General features: G+C 56.6%; 14 protein-coding genes and 1 pseudogene. 5 read left to right on the plus strand and 10 right to left on the minus strand.

The annotated features are described in order from the left end of the window. Positions 1 to 26 precede the first annotated feature (26 nt). The 3 genes from bglG to dusC all read right to left on the minus strand — a co-directional run bounded on the left by bglG (position 27) and on the right by dusC (position 3,669). On the minus strand, positions 27 to 860 hold the full coding sequence (gene bglG, locus HMPREF3140_RS05155; RefSeq protein ID WP_002912842.1) for a transcriptional antiterminator BglG: 834 nt from the start codon (positions 858 to 860) through the stop codon (positions 27 to 29). Positions 861 to 1,015: 155 nt separating this feature from the next. Beyond that, a complete protein-coding gene (locus tag HMPREF3140_RS05160) occupies positions 1,016 to 2,380 on the minus strand; it encodes a carbohydrate porin (RefSeq protein WP_070552869.1) in 1,365 nt (454 codons plus the stop codon). Between the two features lie 356 nt (positions 2,381 to 2,736). Next, on the minus strand, positions 2,737 to 3,669 hold the full coding sequence (gene dusC, locus HMPREF3140_RS05165) for a tRNA dihydrouridine(16) synthase DusC (RefSeq protein WP_002912862.1): 933 nt from the start codon (positions 3,667 to 3,669) through the stop codon (positions 2,737 to 2,739). Positions 3,670 to 4,024: 355 nt separating this feature from the next. Here dusC and HMPREF3140_RS05170 point away from each other — a divergent pair, with 355 nt between their 5' ends. From HMPREF3140_RS05170 to sanA, 4 genes and pseudogenes are all read left to right on the plus strand, one after another. Then, complete coding sequence (locus HMPREF3140_RS05170) at positions 4,025 to 4,423, plus strand: CidA/LrgA family protein (protein ID WP_002912865.1); 399 nt, start codon at positions 4,025 to 4,027, stop codon at positions 4,421 to 4,423. Next, a pseudogene (locus HMPREF3140_RS05175) lies at positions 4,420 to 5,115 on the plus strand (CidB/LrgB family autolysis modulator). Before HMPREF3140_RS05170 ends, HMPREF3140_RS05175 begins: the two are co-directional and overlap by 4 nt. A gap of 128 nt (positions 5,116 to 5,243) precedes the next feature. Further along, the gene (gene cdd, locus HMPREF3140_RS05180) at positions 5,244 to 6,128 is read left to right on the plus strand and encodes a cytidine deaminase (protein WP_002912869.1); all 885 of its coding nucleotides are present in this window, start codon (positions 5,244 to 5,246) and stop codon (positions 6,126 to 6,128) included. Positions 6,129 to 6,403: 275 nt separating this feature from the next. Further along, positions 6,404 to 7,120, plus strand: a complete 717-nt coding sequence (sanA, locus tag HMPREF3140_RS05185) for an outer membrane permeability protein SanA (RefSeq protein ID WP_002912870.1) — start codon at positions 6,404 to 6,406, stop codon at positions 7,118 to 7,120. 69 nt (positions 7,121 to 7,189) lie between these two features. Here sanA and mglC read toward each other — a convergent pair whose 3' ends face one another. The 6 genes from mglC to folE form a co-directional block, all read right to left on the minus strand. Further along, entirely contained in the window at positions 7,190 to 8,200 is a 1,011-nt protein-coding gene (mglC, locus tag HMPREF3140_RS05190; RefSeq protein ID WP_002912871.1) for a galactose/methyl galactoside ABC transporter permease MglC, read from the minus strand. 15 nt (positions 8,201 to 8,215) lie between these two features. Continuing rightward, positions 8,216 to 9,736 carry a galactose/methyl galactoside ABC transporter ATP-binding protein MglA gene (gene mglA / locus HMPREF3140_RS05195; RefSeq protein WP_002912876.1) on the minus strand — a complete coding sequence of 507 codons (1,521 nt, stop codon included), beginning with the start codon at positions 9,734 to 9,736 and terminating at the stop codon, positions 8,216 to 8,218. Positions 9,737 to 9,854: 118 nt separating this feature from the next. Beyond that, complete coding sequence (gene mglB / locus HMPREF3140_RS05200; protein ID WP_002912878.1) at positions 9,855 to 10,853, minus strand: galactose/glucose ABC transporter substrate-binding protein MglB; 999 nt, start codon at positions 10,851 to 10,853, stop codon at positions 9,855 to 9,857. A gap of 296 nt (positions 10,854 to 11,149) precedes the next feature. Next, entirely contained in the window at positions 11,150 to 12,172 is a 1,023-nt protein-coding gene (galS, locus tag HMPREF3140_RS05205) for an HTH-type transcriptional regulator GalS (RefSeq protein ID WP_002912919.1), read from the minus strand. 155 nt (positions 12,173 to 12,327) lie between these two features. After that, positions 12,328 to 13,485 (minus strand): DUF418 domain-containing protein YeiB, encoded by a 1,158-nt coding sequence (gene yeiB, locus HMPREF3140_RS05210; RefSeq protein ID WP_070552870.1) that lies wholly within the window; start codon positions 13,483 to 13,485, stop codon positions 12,328 to 12,330. Between the two features lie 15 nt (positions 13,486 to 13,500). Then, the gene (folE, locus tag HMPREF3140_RS05215) at positions 13,501 to 14,169 is read right to left on the minus strand and encodes a GTP cyclohydrolase I FolE (RefSeq protein ID WP_002912924.1); all 669 of its coding nucleotides are present in this window, start codon (positions 14,167 to 14,169) and stop codon (positions 13,501 to 13,503) included. 360 nt (positions 14,170 to 14,529) lie between these two features. On the opposite strand from folE, the gene fghA reads away from it, so the two are divergent. Then, positions 14,530 to 15,363: an S-formylglutathione hydrolase gene (gene fghA / locus HMPREF3140_RS05220; RefSeq protein ID WP_004151123.1), complete on the plus strand. Its 834-nt coding sequence runs from the start codon at positions 14,530 to 14,532 to the stop codon at positions 15,361 to 15,363. Positions 15,364 to 15,433: 70 nt separating this feature from the next. Here the strand turns inward: fghA and cirA are convergent, their stop codons facing one another. Next, a complete protein-coding gene (cirA, locus tag HMPREF3140_RS05225; RefSeq protein ID WP_002912926.1) occupies positions 15,434 to 17,407 on the minus strand; it encodes a catecholate siderophore receptor CirA in 1,974 nt (657 codons plus the stop codon). Positions 17,408 to 17,831 lie beyond the last annotated feature (424 nt).

A 17,831-nucleotide genomic window follows, 5' to 3' on the forward strand; every position in this document is an offset into this window, starting at 1 on the left:
TAACAATCCAGTTTTGTTGGGGAGAATTAACGCCCCTCTTTTCTTACCCGTTCGATATGAATGGCAAGAAACATAATTTCTTCGGTGGTCAGCGACCGCTGATACTGCTTTTGCAGATGCGTCGCCACCGTTTCCGCACACTTCCACGCTTTGGCGTAGTTATCTTTCACCGCGCTGTGCAGCGAGACGTCGTCATCTTCCACCACCGTGCGCGTCAGCATCCGCTGGGCGAAAAACTTCAGGTGGGTGACGAAACGCTGATAACTCAGCGACTCTTCATCGTAGTTAAGCTGCAGCTGATACTTCACCAGCTGCAGGATCTCCTGCATCACCCGGGTCACGTGCATGACCTCCGGCATTTCGCTGTTGAGCTGCGCCGTCACCAGATGCAGGGCGATAAATCCGGCTTCGTCCTCCGCCAACTCCACGCCGAGCCTTTTGGCAATGATGGCCCTTGCCTCCTGGCCCAGCGCGAACTCCTTCGGATACAGCCGCTTAATCTCCCACAGCAGCACGTTACGCAGTGCGATGCCCTTTTTCTGCCGCTCGATAGCAAAATGACAGTGATCCGTTAACGTGATGTACAAACTTTCCTGTAACTTGCCCAGCCGTCCGCGTGCCAGGTCGATAATGCGATCGCAGGTGGTCATCACTTCTAACGGTATCTGACTGAGAAGCTCGCCTAAGCGGCCGACCAGCTCATCGCTTTGTAAGGCGAAAACTTTTTCAATTTTACTGTCGTCCAGCACGTCGCCCGGGCGTTTCTGAAAGGCCAGCCCTCGCCCCATCACCACCTGTTCGCGCCGGTGCTCGTCGAGAACCACCACCACATTGTTATTGAGTACTTTGGCGATTTGCATATAGACCCCAGAAACAAAAAAACCTGACCCCCGACGAAACGCCAGGTGATCAGGTTTTGCCTGCCGCAGCAGTTGCAATCCAACACCCGCACTTTAACAACTTCTGCTGCGCGCTCAACCTGACAAGTGAAAAAACGTGATTAAGATCGCGACTATCAGAAGGTCACGACGGTTTTCCACTCCACTACCCACGCATCCTGGGTCTGCGCGACGCCGCCTGGACGGTGCCAGTACTGCAGGCCCGGCTGCAGCTCCAGCCAGGAGACCGGGCGGAAGCGATAATAGAGCTCACCGTTCAGCGAATGACCGGCCACCGGCTGGTAAGCCGGATCGTTATAGTCGGTGGCGCCGCTTATCTGATTCATATAGCGCTGATTACGTGCGTAGTGGCTGCTCATGTCGATCCACGTCAGGCCGAAGCCAATCCAGTCCTCCGGGCGGGCGTCAAACAGACCGCGGTAGCGCATGGAGGCGGCGACGGCGGAGTGGATATAGTTGCTGCGCTGGTCGCTGAGGCTGCCGCTCAGTGAGACGCTCATCCCCCGCAGCGGGTCGTCGGCGTGGCGGGTGATCTGCTGGTTCAGGCCGGCGTACATAAACCAGGTGCTATCGTGCTCGGCGTAACCTTGCGGATCGGTCGCCCCGGCGCCGCCGGATTTACCGCTGTAGAGGTCGCTCTGCGGCGCGTTAGTCCAGACCACGCCAAGGTTATAGGCTCCCGGCAGGCCATTAATCAGCGGACGGGTTTCGATCTCCATCGGCAGTAAGATGCCTTTGCTACCCTTCGTCGACCAGCTCCACGCGTGGCTGCGCGCGGTAGCCTGCGGGTTTTGCTCCATCACCCCGCCTTTCAGGGTGACCGTCGGCGTCAGCTTGTACTCCAGGGTGGTGCCCCAGGTGTGAATGTTCCAGTTATTCCAGGTCAGCGAGTTGGCCGATTTCCCACCGCACTGGGTCAGCAGCTGAAAATCGCAGGGAATGATCTGGTCGAAGGTTTGCACCTTGTTCATCATGCCGATGCGCCAGGTCAGGCGGCGGTCGTCAAAGCTGCGGGCAAAGGTGAGCCAGCCAAGGCGGGTAATCGACCCGCCGCCCCAGCTCTCCTGCGATAGATCGTTGAAACTCACCCGCGGATCCTGCAGCCGTTTCGTGGTGAGGTTATCATCATGGTTGCGGTTGACGATATTGCCCTCAAGCCGCGCGTCCGGTATGCCGGTCCAGCGCTCCAGATCCTGGGTAAAGGTCAATGACACCTGGTCAATATAGGCCAGACGTTTATCATGGTTATAGCCGCCGCCGGCGTTGTAGGCCATCTCGTTAAGATAGCCGAGATTATAATGAAAGCCGTTTTCTTCAAGGATCGGACGAATGCCTAGCATATCGCCCAGCAGCCCTTGCTGCCCGGCTTCAAACCCCAGCGCGCTGCCGTTCCACGCCGGGATGTCCGCGGCGCTCACGGCAGGCGCCATGGCCGCCAGCATAGCGCCGATCAAAAGCTGATTTATTTTTTTGTTATGCATTGTGATATCCACCGTGACTGAATAAAAACAAAGGGGATCCCCAGGCTATTTATTTACCCGTTTTCTTTTTTTAAAAATGAATGGCAAAAAGCGTCCGTCGGTAATAAAACCGCGACAATGCCAGAGAAATCGTTATTCACATCTCATTGTTTTACATCATCATTTTATCCACCCTGAATTTTTACCAAAAAAAAACCTAAGCACTTTGCGCCACGAATGACGAAAGTGCTTAGGTTTTGCCTGAGTTCAGTAGCAATCCTGAATTGATTGACCGCACATTATCACTTTATTCAACCCATGCCTATCATCAATAGGCATGCAAGTAATAATATGTGAAGCGAATAACAGTATGGCGGTTAATAGCGGCCGATCGCCGCCGCTATTTCAGCAGACGTTTGCAGGGCGCGGATTTCATTAAACAGGGTCAGCGCCTCGGTATATTCCTTGCGTAAATAGCCTAACCACTGCTTAATTCTTGCCACATGATACAGGCCGGTATCACCCTGCTTTTCCAGGCGGGTATATTTTTGCAACAGCTGGACCACCTGCGGCCACGGCATGCGCGGTTCGTTGTATTTGATCACCCGGCTGAGGTTCGGCACATTGAGCGCCCCGCGGCCAATCATCACCGAATCGCAGCCGGTGACAGCCATACAATCCTGGGCGCTTTGCCAGTCCCAGATTTCACCGTTGGCGACCACCGGGATAGTCAGGCGCTGGCGGATCTCGCCGATCGCCTGCCAGTTGATGCGTTCGGCTTTGTAGCCATCTTCTTTGGTACGGCCGTGAACCACCAGTTCGCTGGCCCCCGCCTGCTGCACCGCGTCGGCGATTTCAAAGCGCCGTTCACCGCTGTCCCAGCCAAGACGAACTTTCACCGTCACCGGCAGATGCTCGGGAACCGCCTCTCGCATGGCTTTCGCGCCGCGATAGATCAACTCTGGATCTTTCAGCAGCGTTGCCCCGCCGCCGCTGCCGTTTACCAGCTTCGACGGACAGCCGCAGTTTAAATCCACCCCCCATGAACCCAGCGCCACCGCGCGGGCGGCATTTTCCGCCAGCCACTCGGGATATTGTCCCAGCAGCTGGACCCGTACGCGGGTGCCGGACGGCGTGCGGCTCTGGTGATGCAGTTCCGGGCATAGCCTGTAGAACGATTTTACCGGCAGCAGTTGATCCACCACGCGCAGAAATTCGGTGATGCAGAGATCGTAATCGTTAACCTCGGTCAGCAGCTCGCGCACCAGCGAATCGAGCACGCCTTCCATCGGCGCCAGTAGAACACGCATATCGTTACCCGAAAAAAAAGAGGCGCTATGGTAGCGCCTCCGGGCGCTGGTTGAAAGCGCTCAATGCGTCGGACCAGACGCACGCCGTTCCCCGCACGCTCGATGCGGCAAAGCGGCGAGATAATCTCTATGCTTTACAGAGGTCTGTGGCGTCCCATTCGCCTTTATTTGCCGCGCCTCATCCAGCAAGGTAGCGTGGGGAGCGATCCCGCCTGAGCCGCAAGGTGTCGGGCCCTGACGGGTGAGACTAGGTTCCCGTAAGCTATCAGCGCTATGCATAGAATTCATGATGTGATCGGTAGCACATTTTAGGGATTAATTGTATGATGAATGCACTTCATCAAGGGTTATTACCATGAGTAAATCGCTGACTATTATCTGGCAGTACCTGCGGGCTTTCGTCCTGATTTACGCCTGCCTGTACGCCGGAATTTTTATCGCCGGGCTGCTGCCTATCACTATCCCCGGCAGCATCATCGGCATGCTGATCCTCTTCGTGCTGCTGGCGCTGCAAATTATGCCGCCGCAATGGGTCAACCCCGGCTGCAATATCCTGATCCGCTATATGGCGCTGCTGTTCGTGCCGATCGGCGTTGGGGTGATGCAGTACTGGGATCTGCTGCGCGCCCAGCTGGGGCCTGTCGTTATCTCCTGCGCCATCAGTACGCTGGTGGTGTTTGTAGTGGTGAGCTGGAGCTCCCATTTGGTGCATGGCGAACGTAAAGTGATTGGCCAAAAAGGAAAAGAAGAATGATGCATGAAATCTGGTGGTCGCTACCGCTAACCCTGATCGTCTTTTTTCTCGCCCGCAAACTGGCGGCCCGCTTTAAGTTCCCGCTGCTCAACCCGCTGCTGGTGGCGATGGTGGTGATTATTCCATTTCTTCTGCTGACCGGGATCTCCTATGAGCGTTATTTTGCCGGCAGCAAAGTCCTGAACGATCTGCTGCAGCCGGCGGTAGTGGCCCTTGCGTTCCCGCTGTATGAACAGCTGCACCAGATCCGCGCCCGCTGGAAATCTATCATTACCATCTGCTTTATCGGCAGCTGCGTGGCGATGATCACCGGCACCACCGTCGCTCTGCTGATGGGCGCCACGCCGCAAATCGCCGCCTCTATTCTGCCTAAGTCAGTCACTACGCCAATTGCCATGGCGGTCAGCGGCAGCATCGGCGGTATTCCGGCCATCAGCGCCGTGTGCGTGATTTTTGTCGGCATCCTCGGCGCGGTATTCGGCCATACGCTGCTTAACCTGATGCGCATTCGCACCTAAGCGTCGCGCGGCCTGTCAATGGGCACCGCCTCGCACGCCCTCGGCACCGCCCGCTGTGCAGAACTGGACTACCAGGAAGGGGCGTTTAGCTCGCTGGCGCTGGTGCTGTGCGGGATCATCACCTCGTTGATGGCGCCGTTCTTATTTCCGCTGATCCTCGCGGTGGTGGGATAAATTGTGATTTAAATCACATTTTTTAATGCAACAAATCAAAGTTGCATAAACAATGAGATATTCATCACATATGGAACCGCTGGCCGCCCGTACACTGGCTTCCCATTACACTGTTATGAGGCAACGCTATGCACTCACGTTTTCAAGCTGCTTTGACGACTCTGGCAGCAGATCTGCAGGCGGCCATCGCCCCGATGCTCGCCGACCCGCATTTCCCGGCGCTGCTCGAAGCCGATCAGGTGGCGACGCTGCAGCATGCGACAGGTCTGGACGAAGACGCGCTGGCTTTTGCGCTACTGCCGCTTGCCGCTGCCTGCGCGCGCCCCGACCTTTCTCATTTTAACGTCGGGGCTATCGCCCGCGGCGTCAGCGGCCGCTGGTACTTTGGCGGCAATATGGAGTTTCTCGGCGCTACCATGCAGCAGACCGTTCACGCGGAACAGAGCGCCATCAGCCACGCCTGGCTGCGCGGCGAGACCTCCCTGCGCGCTATCACGGTGAACTACACGCCGTGCGGTCATTGCCGTCAGTTTATGAACGAACTGAACAGCGGGCTGGCGCTGCGCATTCATCTGCCGGGTCGCGAAGCGCATGCCCTGGAGCACTATCTGCCGGACGCCTTTGGCCCGAAAGACCTGGAGATCAAAACCCTGCTGATGGATGAACAGGACCATGGCTTCCCGGTCAGCGGCGATGCCCTAACCCAGGCAGCTATTCAGGCCGCCAACCGCTGCCATGCGCCCTACAGCCACTCGCCTTCCGGCGTGGCGCTGGAGCTGAAAGACGGTACCATTTTCAGCGGTAGCTATGCGGAAAACGCAGCGTTCAACCCGACGCTGCCGCCGCTGCAGGGGGCGCTGAATCTCCTGAGCCTCAACGGCTATGATTATCCCGCTATCCAGCGGGCAATCCTGGCGGAGAAAGCCGACGCGGCGCTGATCCAGTGGGATGCCACCGTCGCCACCCTGAAGGCGCTGGGCTGCCACAATATTGAGCGCGTCCTGTTAGGTTGATCAGCCTGAGCAGATTGCCGGACGGCGTCTTCGGCTTATCCGGCCGACTTTTTATACCGTTAGGTGTCGGGTGGCGCTACGCTTACCCGACCTACGGTTCGCGCCATGGCGACCTGAAGATCACTATGCCGGGTGTCGGCTCACGCCTTACCCGGCCTGCATTCGGCGATCTGTCTATATTGCTGAAAATCCCCGCAATCAAACGCGGGTTTCTTGCGCTTACCCGGCGGGTAAAGTAGCCTGAAGACTCCGTTGTCTATTATTGAGCCAAGTTCATGTTAAAGCGTGCGTTCTACAGCCTGTTAGTCCTGCTCGGCCTGCTGCTGTTGACCGTGCTGGGCCTTGACCGCTGGATGAGCTGGAAAACCGCGCCCTATATCTATGATGAACTGCAGGACCTGCCCTACCGTCAGGTCGGTGTGGTGCTGGGCACCGCCAAATATTACCGCACCGGCGTCATCAATCAGTATTACCGTTACCGCATCCAGGGTGCGCTGAACGCCTACAACAGCGGCAAGGTCAACTATCTCCTGCTGAGCGGCGATAATGCTCTGCAAAGCTACAATGAACCGATGACCATGCGTCGGGACCTGATTAAAGGCGGCGTCGATCCCGCGGATATCGTACTGGACTATGCCGGCTTCCGTACCCTCGACTCGATCGTCCGTACCCGGAAAGTGTTCGACACCAACGACTTCATTATCATCACCCAGCGCTTCCACTGCGAACGGGCGCTGTTTATCGCCCTGCATATGGGGATCCAGGCCCAGTGCTACGCGGTGCCGTCGCCGAAGGATATGTGGAGCGTGCGGCTGCGCGAGTTCGGCGCCCGCTTTGGCGCGCTGGCGGACCTCTATATCTTCAAACGGGAACCGCGCTTTCTCGGCCCTCTCATCCCGATTCCGGCGCAGCAGCATGACGTGCCGGATGACGCCCAATCCTACCCGGCCGTCACCCCGGAGCAGCTGCTGGAGCTGCAGAAAGAAAAGTAGCCTCCATCAACGCATTCGTTTCAGATAAAAAAAACCCGCGCCAGGCGCGGGTTTTTGATGCGTTCAATCTTATTTCTTACGGGCGTATTTCAGGGAGTCCAGCGCCACGGCGAAGATAATAATCGCCCCCTTAATAATGTACTGCCAGTAAGGGTTGACGCCGATATAGGTCAGGCCGTAGTTGATGACGGTGAAGATAATCACCCCGGTCACCACGCCAAACACCGTCCCTACCCCGCCGCTGAACGATACGCCGCCCACCACACAGGCGGCGATGGCGTCCAGTTCATACATAAAGCCGAGGTTATTGGTCGCCGAACCGATACGTCCGGCTTCCAGCAGGCCGCCGAAGGCGTAGAACACGCCGGAGAGGGCATAGATCATCAGCAGGTTTAACGCTACATTAACCCCGGAGACCTTCGCCGCTTCCGGGTTACCGCCGATAGCGAAAATGTTTTTGCCAAAGCGCGTCTTGTTCCACAGGATCCAGACAAAGAAGACGGCAATCAGCGCGTAGAAGGTAATGTAGGACAGGCGGAAGGAGCCCAGCGCCACAAACCCCTGCGCGAAATGGGAGAAGTGGCTGTCGAAGCCGGAGATCGGCGACGCGCCCACGAAGTCGTAGTACAGCGAGTTAATGCCGTAGACGATAATCATGGTGCCGAGAGTGGTAATAAACGGCGTCACGTTCAGGTAGGCAATGACGATCCCGTTAATCAGGCCGATGACCGCCCCGATGGCGCACACCAGCAGGATCACCAGCGGGATCGGCATGGTCGCCATATCCGGGAATACCTTATTGGCATTATCCACCGCCTGCAGCATGGTGGCGGCAATCACCGCCGCCAGACCCACCTGACGGCCGGCGGAGAGGTCGGTCCCCTGCGTGACGATAAGTCCGGCCACGCCGAGGGCAATAATAATACGCACCGAGGACTGGGTCAGAATATTACTCAGGTTGAGCAGACTTAAAAATGTCGGATCCTGGAAAATAATAATGGCCAGCAGGACCAGAAGGACAACATATATCCCACCCTCTTTCAGGTAAGTGAGAAAACTCTTTTTATTTAACGCACTCATGTGAAGCCCCTGATCTTAAAGGTGCAATGACGCAAGACGCAGTATTTCGTTTTGCGTGGTGGTTTTAGTCTCAACAATGCCCGCGACCAGGCCGTTGCTCATCACCAGAATGCGGTCGGTAATCCCCAGCAGTTCCGGCATTTCGGAAGAAATAATAATGATCCCTTTGTCTTTTTTAGCCAGTTCGGCAATCAGCTGATAGATTTCAAACTTGGCGCCGACGTCGATACCGCGCGTTGGCTCATCCAGCATCAGGATCTCCGGCTGGGTCAGCAGCCAGCGGCCTATAATGACCTTTTGCTGGTTACCACCGGAAAGCGAGCCAATCTGCGTATGCTGACCGGGGGTTTTGACGCGCATCGAGTCAATAACCCATTGGGTATCGCTCTTCATTCGCGAGTTATCCAGCAAGCCGACGCTGTTTTTATATTTCTTAATATTGGAGATCAGCGAGTTAAACCCGATATCCAGATAGGCGTAAATCCCGGTAGAGCGCCGCTCCTCGGTCACCAGCGCAAAACCGTGGTTTATCGCCTCGTTGGCGCTGTGGTTGTTGATCTTCTTGCCGTGCAGCGTGATGGTGCCGCTGGCCTTCTCACGGATGCCGAACAGGGTCTCCACGATGTCGGTGCGTTTAGCGCCCACCAGGCCGGCGATACCGAGAATTTCGCCCTTATGCAGGTCAAAAGAGACATCGCGAATGGAGGGCTGGCGCAGCGAGGTGAGATTGCGCACCTGGAGGATCACTTCGCCCGGAGTGTTTTCGCGATCCGGAAAACGCTGGTTAAGCGAACGCCCGACCATCATGGCGATGATCTTATCCATATCCAGCCCTTCCAGCGGCTGGGTGGCGATCCACTGGCCGTCGCGCAGGATGGTTATTTCATCGCACAATTGGAAAATTTCTTCCATTTTATGCGAGATATAGACGATACCGCAGCCGCGATCTTTCAGCTTACGGATGATCTTAAACAGATGGTTGACCTCTTTTTCCGTCAGCGATGACGTCGGCTCATCCATGATGACGATTTTGGCGTCATAGGAAAACGCCTTCGCGATCTCAATCATCTGCATCTGAGATACCGATAAGGTACCGACGCGGGCGCGCGGATCGATATCAATATCCAGCTCATCAAAAATGGCCTTGGTATCCCGGTACATTTTGTCCTGATCGACAAACATGCCTTTAGTTGGATAGCGCCCGAGCCACATGTTATCCATGACCGAACGCTGTAATACCAGGTTTAATTCCTGATGCACCATCGAAATACCGTTTTCCAGGGCTTCTTTCGCCGAATGGAAATCGATCTCTTTTCCCTGAAAAAGAATGCTACCGGAATCTTTTTGATAGATCCCAAAAAGGCATTTTAATAATGTCGATTTACCGGCGCCGTTCTCACCCATTAACGCATGAATGGAGTGCGGACGAACCTTCAGGTTGACATTATCAAGAGCCTTGACGCCAGGAAACGATTTGTTGATGTTGCTCATCTCCAACAAATATTCGCCTGACCGTTCGCTATTATTGCTGACCATAGTTATACCTGGCTGCGTTCATGCAAGCCCCGTCCGGCGCACTAGCGCCAGCAGGAGTCTGGTTCTGTATCAGGAATAATCGGGCGTGGATAACCCACGCCCGCAACTCACATCACGATTATTTGCCGGTAAACTGGCTCAGGTTGTCTTTATCGACGCCCACGTAGGGGACGCGAACAATCTTGTTGTCAATTTTCCAGTTGGTGCCTGCCGCGGCGTCTTTCCCGTCGGCAAGGTTTTTCGCCAGCTCGAAGGTCGCTTTCGCCTGGTTGTTGGCATCGTTCAGCACAGTACCGGCCATCGCGCCGGATTTCACCAGCGCCAGGGCTTCCGGCAGGGCATCAACGCCGAACACCGGAATGCTGCTCTTGTTGTGCGCTTTCAGCGCTTCAACCGCGCCCATCGCCATGGCGTCGTTGTTAGCGATCACCACTTCAATCTTGTTGGCATTCGGGCCGGAGAGCCAGGCGTCCATTTTGTCTTTCGCCTGGGCGGTATCCCACATCGCGGTATCCAGCTGCAGCTGCTGGGTCTTAAGACCTTTATCATTCAGCTCTTTAATAACGTAAGTGGTACGCGCTTCCGCATCCGGATGGCCCGGCTCGCCTTTCAGCAGAACGTACTGGATCTGACCGTCTTTATTCAGATCCCAGTTCGGGTTGGCTTTCCAGTGCTTGGCGATCAGATCGCCCTGAATAATCCCGGACTCTTTCGAGTCGGTACCGACGTAATAAGCCTTGTCATAACTATCCAGCGCTTTGCGGGAAGGCTCTTTGTTGAAGAACACCACCGGAATATTCTGCCCGCGCGCCTTTTCAATCACCGTACCTGCGGCGGCCGGGTCAACCAGGTTAATCGCCAGCGCCTTCACGCCTTTCGCCAGCAGCACGTCAATCTGATCGTTTTGTTTCGACTGGTCGTTCTGCGAATCATTCATCAATAGCTGGACGTCTGGCGCGGATTTGCCATCTTTTTCAATCGCCTTACGCACTACCGACATAAAGTTGTCGTCATATTTATAAATCGTCACGCCGATACGGGTATCTGCTGCGTGTGCGGCGGCGCCAAATAACAGACCAGCCATTACAGCAGACAGGGTAAACACCTTCTTATTCATGGAATCTCCGGTTTTATTATGCAGGGTCATTATTGTGAGAAAATGCAGGCGGGATTTGTTGCATTAGTGTTACCGCACAACGCATTTCACGACGAAAATTCGGTCTTCCGTGTCGGGTAACGCTCCAGAAAAATACGACTGTAAAACTCGTTTAACGCCTTGTTCCTACTAAATAAAGTGAGGAATATCCATCACCTCGTGGTTCAGACTGGTAAACGCTGCCATCATAATCAGGCGAATGTTAATATACTGTGAATTTACTCACAAATTGAAAGCGGTTACATCCCGCGATCGCGTCAGTTAGTGATCGGCCCCACAGTTTGCCGCTGGGCAACGGAATGACGGCGCACCAGCGTCGGCATAAAGCAGTGCGTTGCCTCGCGATCCAGCTTGCCGGCCGCCCCCAGCAGCGCCAGCTCGGTGGCCAGCTTTGCCATCGACATTACCGGATAGCGCACGGTGGTGAGCTGAGGATCGGTGTAACGGGAAATAGGAATATCATCAAAGCCAATCAGCGACAGATGCTGCGGCACGACAATGCCGTTGTCCTTCAGCGTCGTCAGCGCGCCGGCCGCCATGCTGTCGTTATAGGCAAACACCGCGGTGAGGCCGAGATTGCGCCCCAGCAGTTCGACCATCGCCGCTTCACCGCCCTGCATATCCGGGGAGCCGGAACCGATCCAGCTGTCCGGGGCGATGATGCCTTGCTCCTGCAGCGCTTTGCTCCACCCTTCCCGGCGCATATCGTCATCTTCAATACCGTGGTTTGAGGAGAGATAGCCGATGCGCTGGTGACCATGATTGAGCAGCATACGGGTGGCCATCAGCGCGCCGCTGACGTTGTCGAGTCCGACGCAGCGATGGGCATACCCCGGCACGATGCGGTTGATCAGCACCATCCCCGGGATATGTTGCATAAAGTCGCTCAGTTCATCATCGCTCAGCGCTTTCGAATGGACGATCAGCGCCGAGCAGCGCTGACGGATCAGCACCTCGATGGCGTGACGCTCTTTTTCCGCCTCGTGATAGCTGTTGCCGATCAGCACATATTTCTGATGCTGCTGAGCAACGGTATCCACTGCTTTCACCAGCGCGCCGAAGAAGGCGTCGGAGACGTCCATCACCACCACGCCGATGGTATCGCTGACCTGGGTGGCCAGCGCCTGGGCGTTGGCGTTGGGCCGGTAGCCCAGTTGGGTCACCGCTTTCATCACCACGTCGCGCGTATCCGGACTCACCAGCGCGCTGTTATTCAGCACCCGCGACACGGTGGCCACGGAAACGCCCGCCTGGCGGGCGACATCACGAATGGTGATCATACTCAGCGACCTTAAGAGAATTACAGCACGTCACATTCACCTCCTGTGCTTAGCAAGGAGGCTATTCTGGCAGCGACCCGCGGTCCGCTGCGTGAGTGAGGTCACACGGCTGGAAACGTTTACATCCGTTTTGTTAATGATTGTGATCGAGATCGTTATCTGGATGTGTCTTTCAATGATGTGCCTGACGCACGCAGGGTTAACTGACGCCACAGCCATTCCACCGGCCCCTGGCGGAAGCGGCGCAGCCAGAGCGATGAGACAAGGAGGTTAACGGCCCAGATGGGGGGGACAAAGGCCAGCAGCTGCAGACGATCGAAGCGCATAAACAGCCCAAGATGATAAAACAGGGTGGTGCAGATCAGGGTCTGCAGCAGGTAGTTGGTCAGCGCCATGCGTCCGACGCAGGCGATAGCGCCCACCAGGCGGAAACGGCAGAGCTGCGGCCAGTAGCCCCAGGCCAGCGCGGCATAGCCGATAGCCTGCAGCGGGGCGCTAAGTTCGCGCGGCGCCTGCAGTAAAAACGCGCACCAGCGATAGTCCCAGGCCAGATACCACTGGGCGAATATTGCCGGCAGATTGACCGCCATGCCGGCCGCCACCAGCAGCGCGCCGGTACGCCGGTAGTGACGCAGGCTAAACTGCCCCTTCAGCCAGCCGCTGCGCATCAGCGCCGCGCCCATCAGCATCATCCCCGCCAGCTGCCAGCCATACTGCGCGCCCAGCGCCAGCAGATTGTCAGATAGCATATCCGCCCGGTTGCTGACCGCCTCCATGCCACCGTGCAGCTTCCAGTACTGCTCATATTGCAGGTTCGCCGCGTCCGGCGCCCACGAGCGATTCGCCGCGGTCCCGGAGATCATCCCCAACAGGACCAGCACCGCAATGCCGGTGAGGTAGAGCACCACCCCGGTGTTAAACAGCGATTTGACATGGTGCGCCTCACGCACCATGCGCCAGCTCACCAGCCCCACCAGGGCATAGGCCAGCAGAATATCGCCATCCCAGAAAAAAAGACCGTGAATGAAACCGAGCAGCGCCAGCAGCGTCAGCCGCGACTGGATCCAGCGCTTCCCTCGCGGAAGCAATAGCTGAAGACCGGCGCCAAACAGCAGCGCGAACAGGGTGAGAAACTTCACCTGCGCCAGCAGGTCGAGGAGCGCCCAGGTCCAGGCATCGCTAAGGGACGCGCTTCCTGACCAGGCGGGATTGAGATAAGCGGCCATCGGCAAGCCGAAGGCGCTGATATTGAGAAGCAGGATACCGAGGATGGCGACGCCGCGGACAAAGTCCAGCGTGACATTTCTCTCCATGCACCCTGCTCCGTTTTAGTTGTGGTGACGTACTGCGCGCAGGAATTCCTGGCGGGTATTCTGGCTGGATTTAAACAGGCCGCCGAGAGAGGTGGTGGTGGTGGCGCTGGTCGCGTCGCGAATGCCGCGCGCCTTCACGCAATAATGCACCGCGTCAATGGATACCGCCACGTTGTTGGTGCCGAGCAGCGTCTGCAGCGCGATCAGGATCTGCTGCGTCAGACGCTCCTGGACCTGCGGACGTTGGGCGAAGAACTGCACGATGCGGTTGATTTTCGACAGGCCGATCACCGAATCTTTCGGGATATAGGCTACCGTCGCTTTACCATCGATGGTAACGAAATGGTGTTCGCAGGTGCTGGTCAGGGTGATATCGCGCACGGTGACCATTTCATCGACCTTCATTTTGTTTTCAATGACGGTGATTTTCGGGAAGCGAGAATAATCCAGCCCGGAGAAGATCTCATCGACATACATTTTGGCGATGCGATGCGGGGTCTCCATCAGACTGTCATCACTCAGATCCAGATTCAGCAGTTGCATAATCTCGGTCATATGACCGGTAATCAAACGCTTGCGTGTTTCGTTATCAATTTCTTGTACTGGCGCACGCATCGGCGTCTCCAGCCCACGAGCGACCAACGCTTCATGAACGAGGACGGCTTCTTTACTCAGTGATGACATTTATGTTTCTCCTGCAGGTGTGGCGCTCTTTGCTTTTTCTGGGGGCAAAGTTTGTATTCATTGTGCGTGAGGTGGCGCACAGAATCCAGTAGCCGTAACGATAATTATTGAAATTGGCGCTGCCTTTTATTAGGGAGCGAAGCCATGCCTCAGGCGCAACGCCAAATCCTTATCGCCGTATCCGGAATGTTCCAACCGCTGTACGCATTCATAAGCGCCGTCGCTACACCGGCATGTTGGCTATAAGTTGCATTAATGATGCAGTAAGTTCTCAAAAGGAGAAAGTGAAAGTTGCTCACCGGCTAATGAAATATCTGTATTATGAACGTTTACGCGCACATCCCTTCCGAGGAGCCTTGCATGGAACTGCTTGAAGAGCATCGCTGTTTTGACGGCCAGCAACAACGCTGGCGTCATCACTCCCCTGTCCTGAACTGCGCCATGACGTTCAGCATTTTTTTACCGCCTGAGCGCGAAACGCCGCCGCCGGTGCTGTACTGGCTGTCGGGGCTGACCTGTAATGATGAGAACTTTACCACCAAGGCGGGCGCCCAGCGCATTGCCGCCGAGCTGGGCATCGCGCTGGTGATGCCGGATACCAGCCCGCGCGGTGACGAGGCGGCCAACGACGACGGTTACGATCTCGGACAAGGCGCCGGCTTCTACCTGAACGCCACCGAGGCGCCCTGGGCGGCGCACTACCGAATGTACGATTACCTGCGTGACGAACTGCCCGCGCTTATTCGTAGCGAGTTTAGCGTCGGCGAACGCTGCGCCGTCAGCGGCCACTCGATGGGCGGCCACGGCGCGCTCATTATGGCGCTCAAAAATCCCGGCCGCTACGCCAGCGTCTCCGCCTTCGCGCCGATCGTCAATCCCTCCCAGGTCCCGTGGGGCAAGAAAGCGTTTACCGCCTATCTCGGCGCGGATGAATCGGCATGGCACTCCTGGGACAGCTGCGCGCTGATGCAGGCCAGCCGGCCGGAGGACGCCGTGCCGACGCTTATCGATCAGGGCGACAACGATCCATTCCTTGCCGGACAGCTGCAGCCGGCGGTACTGGCGGAGGTCGCGCGGCAGAAGGCCTGGCCGTTAACGCTGCGCATCCAGCCCGGTTACGACCACAGCTATTACTTCATTGCCTCGTTTATTGAAGACCATCTGCGCTTCCATGCGCAGCATCTCTTTGGCTAAACGCCAATGCGCCGCGAAGCTGCTTCGCGGCGCATGTTCAGGCCTACAGGATGCGTTTTAGCGCCGGCAATCAGAAGCGATAATCCACCGCCATAAAGTAGCGACGGCCTTCTTCGGTATAGCTGTAGTCGTCCCGGCTCAGATCTTTATCACCCACGTTCTGCACCCCGGAGCGCAGTTTCACGTTTTTGGTCACCTGCCATGCCGCGCCAACGTCAAACAGGGTGTAGCCGCCCGGCGTTTTGCCGGTGGCGCTCACCGCGCGCTGCTGGCCGGTATAGTTGGCCGTCACGTAGAAGGACCAATCGTCCAGCGGTTTCCAGTCGAGCGTGCCGTTGGCAGTATGGAACGGCAGCGTCTGCAGCGGTTTGTCGCCGCCATTGCTCAGATCGCGACCATCGTTGTAGGTGTAGTTCACCGTCAGCTTCCACTCATCGCCAAACGGGATCTTCACCTCCGTCTCCACCCCTTTGATGCGGGCTTTGTTGACGTTGAAATAGCGGAAGATCGGCACGCGCTTGCCGTTGACGGTTTTCCAGCCGACAAAGTTCGGGTAGCCCGGCGCTTCGCTGGCGCTGGAGGTGCGCAGAACATCGATCATGTCGTCGACATTATTCTGGAAGGTGGTGATGCTGCCTTCGACATTTTCAAGCCAGCCCTCTTCCCCGCGGTAGTAGAGACCGAGCTCGAAGCTTTCGCTGGTTTCCGGTTTCAGATCCGGGTTACCGACGATGCTGCACGAGCCGCGACAGGAGTTGGTGGTCCAGTCGGGGTTAAGCTGCAGCAGCGACGGGGCTTTAAACGCCGTCGCCCAGCCGCCTTTGACGGTGACGGTATCGGTGGCGTTATACACCAGATAGGCGCGCGGGCTCCAGTGATCGCCATAGGTCTGATGGTCGTCCATACGAATGCCGGTGGTCAGCGCCAGCGGCTCGATGATGCGCCATTCGTCTTCGATAAACAGGGCGTACTGGCTAGCCGACGTTGACTGGCCGCCGCTGCTCAGGTTGACCGGATCTTTCAGTTTGTCGTGGCGCCATTCGCCGCCGAAGGTCACCAGCTGGTTAATCATGCCCAGCGGCAGGACATACTTGCCGTCGATGGCATTGCTTTCCGAGGTAATAGTCCCGCTCTGCCCTGGATTTTTGTTATCCACCTTTTCGCCGTAGAACTTGAGCTCGCTATTGCCGATATCCCAGCGGCCGTTATGGCTCAGAGAGTAGTTCTCCCGCTCAAGGCGGTTGCGGTCAAGGGAATCGGAATCGCGATCCTGACGGTCAAAGCCGTAGCCTGCGGTAAAATCGTGGTTTTCGTTCGGCGTCCAGGCGAATTCAACATTGCCATCGCGGCTGGTGAAGCCCTCGATGCGCGGCGTCTCGCCGGTGGCATTACTGGATGACTGCGGATCGTCCTTGGCGCGTTTTGCCAGGCTGCCGTAGGCCTTCATTCCAAGTACGCCGTCGATCAGCGGGCCGCTGGTGAAGAACTGGCCGTTATAGGTATCCCCGCGATCGCGGTGCTCCTGAATAGTGGTATCAGCACTCAGCGTCCCGGTCCATTTCTGGCCGATTTTTTTGGTAATAATGTTGACCACCCCACCGAGCGCATCGGAGCCGTAGAGGGAAGACATCGGGCCGCGCACCACTTCGATACGCTCAATAGCATCCACCGGGATCCAGTTAAGGTCGAAGTCATTGTGGCGGAAGACGGCGTTCCGCGAGTTAACGCGCTTGCCGTCGACCAGGATCAGGGTATAGCTGCTGCTCAGACCGCGGATGCTAACGCCCTTGCGGTTATCCCCTTCGTTGGTGAGCTGGACCCCAGGCACATCGCGCAGCACGTCTTTCAGGTTCTGAACAGGCTTGCGTTGTAAATCCTGTTGGGTGATGACGCTGATGCTCGCCGGCGCGTCTTTGACATTCTGTTCAGTGGCCGAGGCGGTCACCACCAGCGTTTCTTCATTCACATCGGCCAGAGCCGGAAACGCCAACGATACGACGGACGCAGACAATCCCGCCCGGATAAAAGGGTTTAACCTGAACATTCCAAATCTCCATGAGGTGTACAACCAAACAAACAACAAGGTGCTGCTCACACGCGCTGGCGGCCTGTCGCTCTGTCGGCGGCATGCTCGCGCTGTTTTCTCGTCGATGTGGCTGGTCGCCCGGTGTCAGTCTGTACAAGCGGCAGAGACGGGGAGTGGCTTCATCCGTAATGGGCGAAAATGATAAAGATAATGATTGCGATTATCAATATAATTATGAAGAATTGTGACAAGCTGTAACCGCACAAACATAAAAAAAGCCCTCTGTTCAGAGGGCTTCCGGGTGATGACAAATCTGTCTTCGTTATTGTGCTCACATGTCTGCCGGGTGGCGGCTTCCGCCTTACCAGGCCTACGAAACATCGCAATATCAATCAGTTACGCGGTTATCTGTAGGCCCGCGCAAGCGCATGGACTGACCCCA

It is taken from the genome of Klebsiella sp. HMSC16A12, from assembly GCF_001808265.1.
GTDB classification, from domain to species: domain Bacteria; phylum Pseudomonadota; class Gammaproteobacteria; order Enterobacterales; family Enterobacteriaceae; genus Klebsiella; species Klebsiella pneumoniae.